Origin of the sequence: Pseudomonas sp. HR1 (assembly GCF_030175875.1) — a bacterium.
Taxonomy (GTDB): Bacteria; Pseudomonadota; Gammaproteobacteria; order Pseudomonadales; family Pseudomonadaceae; genus Chryseomonas; species Chryseomonas oryzihabitans.
On the sequence record NZ_JASNRF010000001.1, the window covers coordinates 302,137 to 314,065 of the forward strand.

The 11,929-nt window shown below is 67.4% G+C and carries 13 protein-coding genes; 4 read left to right on the forward strand and 9 right to left on the reverse strand.

Going from position 1 to position 11,929, the window contains the following annotated elements; translation table 11 throughout:
* Positions 1 to 103: 103 nt before the first annotated feature.
* A complete protein-coding gene (locus QKY98_RS01365; protein WP_027600025.1) occupies positions 104 to 901 on the reverse strand; it encodes an SDR family NAD(P)-dependent oxidoreductase in 798 nt (265 codons plus the stop codon).
* 152 nt (positions 902 to 1,053) lie between these two features.
* On the opposite strand from QKY98_RS01365, the gene QKY98_RS01370 reads away from it, so the two are divergent.
* A complete protein-coding gene (locus tag QKY98_RS01370; protein WP_074585065.1) occupies positions 1,054 to 1,497 on the forward strand; it encodes a thiol-disulfide oxidoreductase DCC family protein in 444 nt (147 codons plus the stop codon).
* A 129-nt stretch (positions 1,498 to 1,626) separates the two neighbouring features.
* Positions 1,627 to 2,892 (forward strand): Hsp70 family protein, encoded by a 1,266-nt coding sequence (locus QKY98_RS01375; RefSeq protein ID WP_074585064.1) that lies wholly within the window; start codon positions 1,627 to 1,629, stop codon positions 2,890 to 2,892.
* Between the two features lie 37 nt (positions 2,893 to 2,929).
* On the opposite strand, the gene QKY98_RS01380 is transcribed toward QKY98_RS01375, so the two are convergent.
* The 4 genes from QKY98_RS01380 to QKY98_RS01395 all read right to left on the reverse strand — a co-directional run bounded on the left by QKY98_RS01380 (position 2,930) and on the right by QKY98_RS01395 (position 6,894).
* A complete protein-coding gene (locus tag QKY98_RS01380) occupies positions 2,930 to 3,508 on the reverse strand; it encodes a DUF308 domain-containing protein (protein ID WP_284670220.1) in 579 nt (192 codons plus the stop codon).
* Between the two features lie 192 nt (positions 3,509 to 3,700).
* On the reverse strand, positions 3,701 to 4,531 hold the full coding sequence (locus QKY98_RS01385; RefSeq protein ID WP_197852146.1) for an oxidoreductase: 831 nt from the start codon (positions 4,529 to 4,531) through the stop codon (positions 3,701 to 3,703).
* Between the two features lie 31 nt (positions 4,532 to 4,562).
* Positions 4,563 to 5,987: an MFS transporter gene (locus QKY98_RS01390; protein WP_284670221.1), complete on the reverse strand. Its 1,425-nt coding sequence runs from the start codon at positions 5,985 to 5,987 to the stop codon at positions 4,563 to 4,565.
* Positions 5,988 to 6,147: 160 nt separating this feature from the next.
* On the reverse strand, positions 6,148 to 6,894 hold the full coding sequence (locus QKY98_RS01395; RefSeq protein WP_284670222.1) for an SDR family NAD(P)-dependent oxidoreductase: 747 nt from the start codon (positions 6,892 to 6,894) through the stop codon (positions 6,148 to 6,150).
* A 150-nt stretch (positions 6,895 to 7,044) separates the two neighbouring features.
* On the opposite strand from QKY98_RS01395, the gene QKY98_RS01400 reads away from it, so the two are divergent.
* Positions 7,045 to 7,902, forward strand: a complete 858-nt coding sequence (locus QKY98_RS01400) for a LysR family transcriptional regulator (RefSeq protein ID WP_284670223.1) — start codon at positions 7,045 to 7,047, stop codon at positions 7,900 to 7,902.
* Positions 7,903 to 7,971: 69 nt separating this feature from the next.
* Here QKY98_RS01400 and bdcA read toward each other — a convergent pair whose 3' ends face one another.
* Positions 7,972 to 8,685 (reverse strand): SDR family oxidoreductase, encoded by a 714-nt coding sequence (gene bdcA / locus QKY98_RS01405; protein WP_042137596.1) that lies wholly within the window; start codon positions 8,683 to 8,685, stop codon positions 7,972 to 7,974.
* Between the two features lie 72 nt (positions 8,686 to 8,757).
* Here bdcA and QKY98_RS01410 point away from each other — a divergent pair, with 72 nt between their 5' ends.
* Entirely contained in the window at positions 8,758 to 9,357 is a 600-nt protein-coding gene (locus QKY98_RS01410) for a TetR/AcrR family transcriptional regulator (protein WP_077171484.1), read from the forward strand.
* A 15-nt stretch (positions 9,358 to 9,372) separates the two neighbouring features.
* On the opposite strand, the gene fdhE is transcribed toward QKY98_RS01410, so the two are convergent.
* The 3 genes from fdhE to fdxH are packed head-to-tail and all read right to left on the reverse strand — an operon-like array spanning position 9,373 to position 11,920.
* Positions 9,373 to 10,296, reverse strand: a complete 924-nt coding sequence (gene fdhE / locus QKY98_RS01415; protein WP_284670224.1) for a formate dehydrogenase accessory protein FdhE — start codon at positions 10,294 to 10,296, stop codon at positions 9,373 to 9,375.
* Positions 10,296 to 11,003 carry a formate dehydrogenase subunit gamma gene (locus tag QKY98_RS01420; protein ID WP_007160995.1) on the reverse strand — a complete coding sequence of 236 codons (708 nt, stop codon included), beginning with the start codon at positions 11,001 to 11,003 and terminating at the stop codon, positions 10,296 to 10,298. Before QKY98_RS01420 ends, fdhE begins: the two co-directional genes overlap by 1 nt.
* Complete coding sequence (gene fdxH / locus QKY98_RS01425; protein WP_007160996.1) at positions 11,000 to 11,920, reverse strand: formate dehydrogenase subunit beta; 921 nt, start codon at positions 11,918 to 11,920, stop codon at positions 11,000 to 11,002. Before fdxH ends, QKY98_RS01420 begins: the two co-directional genes overlap by 4 nt.
* Positions 11,921 to 11,929 lie beyond the last annotated feature (9 nt).

The window sequence follows — 11,929 nt, forward strand, 5'->3', positions numbered from 1 at the left end:
AGGCAAGGCAAAAACCAGCGAGGAAGCGGAGTTTACAAATAGTAAATGAGCATTCCGAGCTGGTTTTTAACGCAGCATCACCGAGCGCAGGCACTTTTTAACCTTAGTTCTGCACCGCCTGGACCGAGCCCCCATCCACGCGCAGGTTGCTGCCGTTGATGAAGGAAGCACGCTCGGACACCAGCAAGGCAATGGCCGCGGCCACCTCTTCCACCTTGCCGCGGCGCTTCTGCACGATGCCGGGCCGCTCTTCGTCGAGAAAGCTTTCGATGGCTTCTTCGAAGGAGACGCCCTTTTCCTCGGCGCGCTTTTCCATCATGCCGTCGGTCATGCCGGTCTCGATGAAGGCGGGGGACACGGTGTTGCACAGCACGCCGTGGGCCGCTTCCTTGTACGACAGGTTCTTGATGAAGGCGGCCAGGGCCGCCTTGGCCACGTTGTAGACGGCCTCCTCCCAATAGGGTTGGACGGCGTTTTCCGAGGTGATGCAGACGAAGCGACCCCAGCCGCGCTTGCGCATGCGCGGAATGGCGGCGCGACCTACGCGCACGGCGGAAAAGAAGTCGGTGGCCCAGGCTTCCTCGTAGTCGGCATCGGCCAGTTCCAGGGGATCGCCCTTGGCGCCGGTGACGCCGGCGGTGTGCACCACGATGTCGATCTGGCCGAAGCGGGATTCGCCCTGCTCCACCAGCCGGTCCACCGCGGCCTGGTCGGTCATGTCGGCCGCGATCAGCAGCGTATCGCCCGGCAGGCCCTTGGCCGCCTCTTCCAGCTTGCCCTGCTCCAGGTCGGAGAGCACCAGCTTGACGCCCTCCTCGGCCAGCAGCTTCGCCGTGGCCAGACCCATGCCACCGCTGGCACCCGTGATAAGGGCGACGCGCCCCTTGATTCCCAGATCCATACCGACCTCGCTCGCAGATTTTTTCAATGCCGTGATCCGGCGTCTCTGATTCCGACTCGCCACGAGGCGCCGTTGCGCTTACCGTTCGGCGGAAAGCGCAACGGCAGCCCGGTCTGCCGGTCCAGATAGGCAAGACCCCTGGGAAGTTCAAGATGCACGCACCCCGCCTGCCCCTGACCCTCTTTCACGACGGCGCCTGCCCGCTGTGCGCCCGCGAGATCGCCTGGCTGCGGCGCCATGCCGACCCCGGCCAACTGCGCCTGGTGGACCTGGCCGCGCCGGACTACCCGAACCAGGCGCCGGTCGATGCGCCACCGCGCCAGGCCATGCTCGATCTGCTGCACGCCCGGGATGCCGACGGCCGCTGGTTCAAGGGTCTGGACGCCACCTACTGGAGCTGGCGCACCGCCGGCCTCGGCCACTGGGCGCGGCCGCTGGCCTGGCGGCCGTTGCGGCCCCTGCTGGAACTGGGCTATCGCCTGTTCCTCAAGCTGCGCCCGGGTCTGACCTGGCTGCCCCATCCCGAGGGCAGTCGGCGGTGCCAGGATGACGTCTGCACCCTGGACGAGCCGCGCGACCGCTCGCGCCGGGGCTGACGCCGCCACTAGCTCGCATCCGCTTCGGTCCCGCAGACGCGCGGGCCCACCCTGCTGGCATCCGGCCAGGGTTCGCCTGCAGGCGCGTCTCGGCTAAACTGCGCGGCTGCTCGCGTTACGGATCCTGACATGTCTGCTGCTCTACCCGCCCGCGCCCTGGGCCTCGACTTCGGTACCTCCAACTCCACCGCCGGCTGGTTCAGGCCCTCGGGCGAGGTCCTGCTGCCCCTCGAAGAGGGCAAGGCCACCCTGCCCTCGGTGATCTTCTTCAACGCCGAGGAGCGCCGTCCGGCCTATGGCCGCCAGGCGCTGCACGAATACCTGGAAGGCTACGAGGGGCGTCTGCTGCGCTCGCTCAAGAGTCTGCTCGGCTCCAACCTGCTCAAGGGCGAGACCAGCATCCTCGGCAGTGCCCTGCCCTTCACCGAGGTGCTCGGCCTGTTTCTCGGCACACTCAAGCAGCGCGCCGAACAGCAGGCCGATCGCCCCTTCGACGCCGTGGTGATGGGCCGTCCGGTGCACTTCGTCGATGACGATCCGGTCGCCGACCAGGAAGCCGAGGACACCCTGGCCGCCGTGGCGCGCCAGGTGGGCTTCAGCGACATCTCCTTCCAGTTCGAACCCCTCGCCGCCGCCTTCGACTACGAGCGCAGCATCGAACGCGAGGAACTGGTGCTGATCGTCGACATCGGCGGTGGTACCTCGGACTTCTCCCTGGTGCGCCTGGCACCGGAGCGCCGTGCCCTGGCCGATCGCGCCGGCGACATCCTCGCCACCGGCGGCGTGCACGTCGGCGGTACCGACTTCGACCGCCAGCTGAGTCTGGAAGGGGTCATGCCGCTGCTGGGCTACGGCAGCGCCATGAAGAGCGGCGCCACCATGCCCACCAGCCACTACATCAACCTGGCGACCTGGCACACCATCAACGCCGTCTATGCCAAGAAGAGCGTGCTGGCCCTGCGCGACATGAGATACGACGCCCAGGACACCCGCTGCATGGATCGCCTGTTCAAGCTGATCGAACAGCGCGCCGGCCACTGGCTGGCGATCCAGGTGGAAGACGCCAAGATCGCCCTGACCGACGACTGGCGCCGCACCCTGCGCCTGGATCGCATCGAGACCGGCCTGGCCGCGGATCTGGAACGGCCGCTGTTCGACGCCGCCATCGCCCTGCAACTGGAACGCCTGAGCCGTGGCGTGGACGACCTGCTGGCCCGCGCCGATCTGGATCCGGCGCGGGTCGACAGCCTGTTCTTCACCGGCGGCTCCAGCGGCATCCCGGCGCTGCGCCAGGCCCTCGCCAGGCGCTTCCCCGGCGCCCGCCTGGTGGACGGCGACCGCTTCGGCAACATCGGCAACGGCCTGGCCATCGAGGCCTTCAAGCGCTACGGCTGAGTCCTTCGATACTGTTGGGGCCGGCGTCGACTCCGCATCAGGCTCGCTTGCCGGCCGCGCTCCGCCGCGATCTCGCTACCGCGAGCCAAGCCGCCGAGACCCCGAAGTAGCAGGCACCGAAAGCCACATAAGGCGTCACGCTGGAAACATCCAGCGGGACACCGTCAGCTGCCTGCTTCACGAAGAATCCGCCCGCCAGGGCGGATTGAGCGCCACTCAGGATCATCGCCCACTGGCCAGCGGACGTCCGCCAGCGTCGTACCGCCACCGCCAGCTGGAAAAGCCCAGCGGCCATGGCCCAGACCCCGAACACCCCGATCGCGGCGCCCACGCCAGACGTCAGTGCCAGCCCTATCGCCACCGCGACGCCCAGACTGACGACGGCGTTGAGCCGCTGCCCAGCGTTGTGCCGCAGTCCGCCGCTCTGGTGGGCATCGAGGACGTTCGCCAGGGCATCCCACGCAGGGTAGAGGACGAGCAGGAGCGGCCCCGCCCAAGCCGTCGCGTGGCCAAGGGCGAGGGCCAGCGCGATCCACAGCAGCGCAACCGCCGCCCTGAGCAAATAGTAGCGTTGCAGCCAGGGGCTGCCGGTCGAAGCGCCTAAGGCATGACTCATGGAGTACTCCAGCGGTGTTCATCCAGGGAACGGCAAAAAGGCTTGCCGAGAAAAGCAGCCACTCACCGGGCGAAACGGCCCCGGCCCCCCGGCGATGAGCAGGCCGCCCAGGCGGGTCGGGCAACGGGGGGATCGAGATGATCCGCGCGGTGCGTGGAAGGGTCGGGGGCCACGCAGCCCCGCCTGGATCTATCAGTCGAAGTCGGTAGGCAGGGCGATGTCGCGCCAGGTCGCCATATCAGCGCGCAGCGCCTGCGACTTGCGCTCCGCGATGTCGTAGGCGACCGGTCCGAGCGGCAGATGCAAGGGTGGCTCGGTCGCCATGACGGCCTGCACTATCACCGCGGCAGCCTTGCGCGGATCGCCGGCCTGTTTGCCGTCGTTGCTGTCCCGGTAGGCACGTCGTCGCCCGGCCGTGTCGGCATAGGCCGGGATCACCCGATTCGCCATGGCGATGGAGCGCCCGAGAAAATCGGTGCGAAACGGCCCGGGCTCGACGATGGTCACGCGGATTCCGAAGGGTTCCACTTCCTTGGCCAGCGACTCGGAAAATCCCTCGACAGCAAACTTGCTCGCGCTGTAGTAGCCGGAACCCGGTCCTCCCGAGAGCCCTGCCCCGGATGAGAGGTTGACGATGCGGCCGCCGCCGCGTCGCCGCAGGGCAGGCAATGCCAGGCGGGTCGTTTCGATCAGACCGAATACATTCACCTCGAATACCGGCCGGTATTCGCTGGGCTCGGCCTCCTCCACGGCACCGATGAAGCCTATCCCGGCGTTGTTGACCAAGACATCGAGACCGCCGAATTCCCGCTCGGCATAGGCAATCGCGGCAGCCACCGAGGCGGGCTTGGTGACGTCCAGCTGCACGGCCCTCAGGTTCTCCGGGAATTGCCGAACCAGGGGTTGCAACAGGGCGGGATCGCGAGCCGTTGCGACGACTTTGTCGCCACGCGCGGCGGCCATGGCCGCAATATGGCCGCCAAGACCGCTCGAGCAACCGGTAATAAGCCAGGTCTTTCTCATGCTGTTCTCCTCGCGCGGTGAAAGGCGCTGTTCAGTCTGCATCGCAGGCCCCTCGCGTGGCGGTCGCCGGAGCGCTCGGCCAGCTCAAAACGGCCGCTAGCGCCAAGGCCCCGCCCATCGTCAGGGCGGCAGCGGAAAAGGCCATCTGCACCTCTCTTCCGCCAGCACCATCGGGGGCGAGGGCGAAAAACAGGCCGCCAATGAGCGCCACCGCCAGGGCGGCGCTGATCTGCAGGGTGGCATTCGTCAAGCCGGCGGCGAGTCCGGCCAGGCTCGGTGCCACCTGGTCCGCGTTCACCCTCACCAAGGCCGGAAGCGCTATGCCCTGCCCCAGGCCGATCAACAGCAGCGGCACCGGCAGCCAGGAGGGCAGGCCCGCCAGCGCGGCCGCCAACAGCAGGCCCATGACCTCCAGGGCCATGCCGAAGGCGGCGGTGCGTGCCCCCAGCCGCTGGGCAAGATGCGGACTGCAGAGGGGCCCGAAGAGGAAACCGATCCCCAGCGGCAGGATCGCCCACCCCGCAGCCAGGGCTCCATGCCCCAGACCGGCCTGCTGGTAGACGGCGAAAACGAGAAAGAAAGGCGCCAGGGCATAGAACAGGAAGGTCGCCAGGAGGCTGCGTCTCAGCCGGGGGGCGGCAAGCAGGGAAGGCAGCACCAGGGGCGTCTCGCCGGCCGCCTCCTTGCGTTGTTCGTAGCGCCAGAAGGTGATCAGCAATCCGCCACTGACGACGAGCAGGGGGAGCGACCACCAGGGCCAGTGCAGGCGTGGCCCCTCGACCAGGGGCACCACCAGCGCCAACAGCCCCGCCGCGAGCAGGCCGGCACCCATGACATCCAGCCGGCCCGGTTGCGGGGCCCGGCTCTCGCGCAGCGCAACCAGCGCGGCCGGCAGGGCGCAGAGAATGACGGGAAGATTGATGAGGAAGATGCTGCGCCAGCCCAGTCCGAAGGGATTGGCCTCGATCAGCACCCCGCTCAGGACCTGGCCCAGCACAGCGGCGAGTCCGAAGGTCGCGCCGTACAGGCCGAGCGCCCGATTCTTCTCTTCTGCCGGAAAGGTCGCATGGATCAGGGCCATGGACTGCGGCGCCATGATGGCCGCCGCTACCCCCTGCAGCAGCCGCCCGGCGATCAGCACAGCTGGCGTTGGCGCGAACCCGCATAGCGCGGAGGCGATACCGAAGCCGAGCATGCCGCCCAGATAGACACGCTTGCGGCCGAACATGTCACCCAGGCGACCGCCCAGGATCAGAGTGACCGCATAGGCCGTCGCATAGACGGATACCACCAGCTGGGCCAGATCCGACGAGGTAGCGAAGTCGCGACGGATCACCGGCAGCGCCACATTGACGATGAAGAAGTCGAGCGGTGGCAGTAGCGTACCCACCAGCAGCACGCCCAGCGCGAACCAGCGACGGCTATCGGGCTGGGCCATGGGAAGGGATGAGCTCATGACTTTTACCTTTAATCGGGCTGATCCGCGCGCGTTGCCGGCGCGCGGCGGGTTGATGCAGCGATTTCTTGAAAAGCGCGGCCACAGCTGGCAGGAGCGTGCCCGCGAGCGGTTGGCAAGCGGCCGACCGCTGTCGGCGCGGCAGGGGCCACCGCCTGGTCTAGCGCATGCCGCCGGAGCCGAAGAGAGTTTCGCCGGTCACCCAGCGGGCATCGTCGGACGCCAGGAAGGCGACGATGGGGGCGATATCCCCTACCTGGCCGATACGGCCGAGCGGGGTGCGGGCCTCGTTCCAGGCCTGGAATTCCGCGCCGAGGGCGCCGGCGGTCTGGGTGCCCTCGGTGTCGATGAGGCCAGGATTGACGGCATTCACGCGGATACCACGAGGGCCCAGCTCGCGGGCGAGCACACCCGTGATAGCATCGAGCGCACCCTTGGTGCCGCTGTAGACGGCGCTTTCCGCCGGCAGGACGCTGGTGACATTCGAGCTGACGTTGATGATGCTGCTGCCGGCGCCCAGGTAGGGGCTGGCGGCGCTTATCAGCTGCAAGGGCCCGAGCACATTGATGTCGAATTGCAGCCGATACAGGTCTGCCGTGGTGTCCTCGATCCTGGCGAATCGATAGACGCCGGCATTGTTCACCAGGATATCCAGGCGCCCGAAGTGCTCGCGGGCCGCCTCTACCAAGGCCTCCATATCGGCCCGCTGGCGGACGTCGGCGCGTAGCGCGATGGCCGTACCCCCTGCGGTCTCGATGTCCGCCAGGATGGCATCCGCCCCGTCCTTGCCGGACGCATAGCTAATGACGACCTTGGCACCGTCCGCCGCCAGTTGCCGGGCAATACCCGCACCGATGCCTTTGGAGGCACCCGTTATAATCGCAACCCTATCTAGCAATCTGCTCATATCTGCTCACCTGCACAGCGCCAGTTCGAACATGCCTGGCTGAAGCCAACGGATCTACGTCGATGTGAGCTGTCATGGTCACCCCTACGATATTGTTTGGGGACTGCCTTTCCTGCATATTTGATGTTCATTTTTGTACGCAGGTACGCCATGGAATGGAGCGATGTACGGATCTTTCTGGCAGTCGCCCGGGGCGGTTCCTATGGCTCGGCCGCGCGAGCCTTGGGAATCAGCCACCCAACGGTAGGTCGACGGATCAAAACGCTCGAAGATGAAGCCGGACAGGCGCTGCTACGGCGCACCCGCGAGGGCCTGATCCTGACGAATTCGGGAGATACCGTATTCGCCCTGGCCGAGCCCATGGAAGCCTCGGCCCTGGCGATGGAGCGGCGCCTGGCAGGTAATCACCAGCGCCTGGAGGGAATCCTGCGCATCTCTTCGGCGGACTGGTTCGCCGGCTATGTGCTGGCGCCGGTCCTGGCCGACCTGACCCGGCGGCACCCTGCCGTGGTACCCGAGGTCATCGCCAGTTATCGACTGCTGGATCTCTCCCGACGCGATGCGGACGTGGCCTTTCGCCTGGTGCCCTTCAGCGAACCGGATATCGTGCAGCGCCGTTTCCTGAGGATGCCCTACGGCCTCTACGGCTCCGCAGAGACGGCGCTAGCGGTGCAGGAGGATACGGCTGCGGTCGGGCTGATCCTCATGAACAGCGCGCAATCGCATTTTCCCGATGTCGCCTGGTTGCTCGAGCGGCTGCCGGACTCGCCACGGGCCTTCACCAGTACCAGTCGAACCGTTCAGGCGCAGATGTGCCGGCGTGGCCTGGGGGTGGCCGTCCTGCCCCGCCCGCTCGGCGATGCGACCGCCGGACTGCAGCTCATCGAGCGCTTCGGCAGTCCTCCATCACGGGATATCTGGGTGGGCTATCACCAGGACCTGCGCCACATGGACAGGCTGCGGGCGTTGCTGGATATCGCCGAGGAGCTATTGGGACCGGCGCACTAGGCTGGCCTGCCGGATAGCCGGCCGTCGCCCCTATCGCCTGGGCCCTGGGCGATAGGGGTACGCACTCGATCAGGCGCCGAAGGCGCCGTCGATGGTGTGCATGGCGCCGGTGACGAAGCCGGCCTCGGGGCCGGCCAGCCAGGCGACCATGCCGGCCACCTCGTCGGCGCTGCCGTGGCGCTTGATCGCCAGGAAGCTGTGCATCAGCTCCTTCATGGGGCCATCCGCCGGATTCATCTCGGTATCGATGGGACCCGGCTGCACCACGTTGACGGTGATGCCGCGCGGACCAAGGTCCCGTGCCAGACCGCGGGCGAGACCCTGCAGGGCCGACTTGCTCATGGCATAGGCGGCCAGGCCGGGCAGTGGCATGCGATCGCCATTCACCGAGCCGATGACGAGGATCCGCCCGCCCGCCGGCATCTGCCGCGCGGCTTCCACGGCCGCGTGATAGGGCGCCTGCACATTGATGCTGAACAGGCGATCGACGGCGTCCGGATCCTGTTCCAGGGCATCGCCGAACAGCGCCACGCCGGAATTCACCACCAGCACGTCCAGCGGACCACAGGCGCGCACCCGGGCGATCACCGCGTCGCGGTCGGCGCTGTCGGTCAGCTCGGCGGTGCTACCGGTTTCCGCCGCCAGGGCCTGGGCGGCGTCCCTGGAACTGGCATAGGTGAAGGTCACCTGGGCGCCATCGGTGGCGAAGCGCCGCACGATGGCCGCGCCTATGCCGCGACTGCCGCCCAGCACCAAGACCTTTTTGCCTGCGAAATTGCTCATGAGTCAGCCTCCTGATTAATGTAGTGAGTGCTACAATAATCTTCTCCCGTCCGCTGTCAAAGTATTTTTGTAATGAGCACTACAAATAAAACCGCAACCCGTGGGCGGCCCCGCCGCTTCGATCCGGACGAGGCCATCGTCCAGGCCCAGCGCCTGTTCCATGAAAAGGGCTATGACGGGGTGAGCGTCGCCGACCTGACCCAGGCGCTCGGCATCAGGCCGCCGAGCTTCTATGCGGCCTTCGGCAGCAAGCTGGAGCTGTACCAGCGGGTGCTCGAACGCTACATCTCGACGGGCGCCGTGCTGCTGCACGAGATCCTGGACGGCGAACAGTCCCTGGCGGTAGCGCTCACCCGAGTGCTGGAAGAGGCGGCGCGCAGCTATGTAGCCGACCCCAGCTCGACCGGCTGCCTGGTGCTGGAGGGCACCCATTCCGACGATCCCCAGGCCCGTGCGGCAGCCGACCGACACCACCAGACGGCCCAGGCGCTTATCCGCACTCATATCGCCGGTCGCCAGCCGCAGCGTGCGCAGGAGCTGGCCGACTTCGTCATCACCACCATGGCCGGACTCTCCGCCAGCGCGCGGCATGGGCAGAGCCTGGAGCGGTTGCTGGCCAGCGCGCGCCTGGCGGGCCTGGCGCTGACCCAGGCCCTTCATGCGGAGACGTGACGCGGCGCTGGCGCCTTATTCCCCGGCGATGAACAGCGGATTGAAGCCGCTGCGGGCATAGCGCCCTTCTTCGGCCAGGGCGAAGTCCAGCGGCAGGCTGGCGAGGTCGTCGGCCAGGGGCTCGGCGCCCAGGTTGAAGCTCTTGCTGACCAGTTTGAGGTAGCTGTCGCAGCTGTCGCAGGTCTCGGCCTGGGCGGCCAGGGGCGTCTTGCCGGCGTCGTCTTCCAGGGCCAGATAGCGCACCTGGGCGCTGGTATTGCAGCAGCTGCACTTGCTGCGCTCCAGGTGCCACTCGGTGGCGCAGAGGCTGCAATGCAGGTAGCGCACGTTGTCGCGATCGCGGTCGGCGTGGACGATGCTGGCCAGCGGCGGCGCCGCGCAGGTCGGGCACAGCACCCGGCTGGCGTCGCCATGGCGCTGGGGCGGTTGCGGCAGGCCCAGGGCCAGGCGCACCCAGGCCACCTGCAGGGCAGCGCCCACCAGCGGCAGCAGCCCCCGGACCTCTGGGGCGCCGGGCTCCTGAGCGAGCAACTGCTCGGCGAGCCGTTGACGCTCGGTCGCCGGCAAGGCGGCCAGCTGTTCGAGCACTGGCCGCTGACGCGCGGCGATGCGCAGTTCCAGGTTGGCCAGCAGCGCCTCCAGATCGCCCTGCCAGTCCAGATCCCGCAGCAGAGCCTGCCCTTGCAGCGGCGGCATGCCGTGCTCCAAGGCCAGGCTGAAGGCATCCGGCGCCGGTTGCCAGCTGGGCTGGCGCTCCTGCAGGACGGCCTCCTGGGCCTGGACCAGCAGGGCCATGAAGCCGAGGAAGTCGCCCAGCTCGGGGCTGCGCTCGGCCAGTTCGCGCAGGCGGCGGGCGCGACGGGCGAACAGCTGGCGATCGGGCAGGACCACCGGTGGCGGATTGAGGATGCCGGTGGGCGAGGTGCCGTACTGATGCATCAGGGGGTCCCCTTGTCGGGCATGCGGTGTTCATCCAGGGGGCGCTCGCCCCGCTCGCCGCCTTCGCGGCGCTCCTGCTCGACGATCTCGTCGTACCACAGCCGGTGGTGATGCTTGGCCCAGGCGCGGCTGACGCGGCCCTGGGTCATGGCGCGGAAGGAGCCCTTCACCCAGATCGCCGAATAGACGTGGATGATCAGGGTGACGATGGCGACGAAGGCGACATAGGCGTGCACCAGGCTGGAAAAGCGCAGCCAGCCACGCGGCAGGATGTCGGCGAAATACGGCCGCCAGATGAAGAAGCCACTGAGCAGCAGCGCCGGCACCGACAGCAGCATCACCCAGTACACCAGCTTCTGCCCCGGGTTGTTGGCGCCGATGGGCGGTGCCAGCTCGTCGCGGTTGGCGAGGACGTCGCCGATGCGCCGCACCCAGGCCACGTCGTGGCGCTTGAACAGGTTGACCTTGAAGAAGCGCACCGCCATGACCACGAAGCCCAGGCTCATGGCCACCCCGATGAAGGGGTGCAGGATGCGCGTCATGGTCGGCCCGCCGAACAGCGCCGTGAGGTCGAAGAAGAACGGGTGGAAGAAGGCCAGGCCGCTCAGGGTCAGGCAGACGAAGGTGAAGGCGATGAACCAGTGATTCAGCCGGCTGAAGGTGGTGTAGCGCAGGATGCCGCGCTTGTTGTCCGACGGCGTGGTCATGGCCGATCCTCCTCGCGCGCGGCGTGGCGCTCTGCCTCGTCCGGGGATTCCTCGGGTTCTTCCTTGGGTCCCTTGGTCAGGTAGTGGGCGATGCCGGCGATGGCGGTGACGCCCAGCAGCGCCGACATGATCGGCTTGGTCACGCCCTTCCACAGGCTGACCATGGGGCTGATCTGCGGATCGGCCGGCAGGTGGGTGTAGAGCTCCGGCTTGTCGGCATGCTGCAGCACGTACATCACATGGGTGCCGCCCACCCCGGCCGGATCGTAGAGGCCGGCGCCGGGAAAGCCGCGGTCATGCAGCTGGCCGACGCGCATCTGGGCGTGTTCGGTCATGTCCTCCTTGGTACCGAACATGATCGCCCCGGTCGGGCAGGACTTGACGCAGGCCGGCTCCAGGCCGTGGTAGACGCGGTCGGAACAGAGGGTGCACTTGTAGGCCTTCTGGTCCTTCTTGGAGATGCGCGGCACGTCGAAGGGGCAGCCCGAGACGCAATAGCCGCAGCCGATGCAGTGCTCGGAATTGAAGTCGACGATGCCGTTGGCGTACTGCACGATGGCCCCCGGCGCCGGGCAGGCCTTGAGGCAGCCCGGCTCGGCGCAGTGCATGCAGTTGTCCTTGCGGATCAGCCACTCCAGGTTGCCCTTCTCGTTGACGTATTCGTCGAATCTCATCACCTGGAAGGTCTCCGGGGTGAGGTCCGGCGGATTGTTGTAGGTACCGTTGCAATGCCCGACCTCGTCGCGCAGGTCGTTCCATTCCGAACAGGCCACCTGGCAGGCCTTGCAGCCGATGCAGCGCGACACGTCGATCAGCTTGGCCACCGCTTCCACCCCGCCGATGCGGGTGTGGGGCGACTCCTCGGAGGTGGCCGAGCGTGCGACGATGTTCTGGAAGTTGACTTGATCGCCTCTCATAGAACCTCC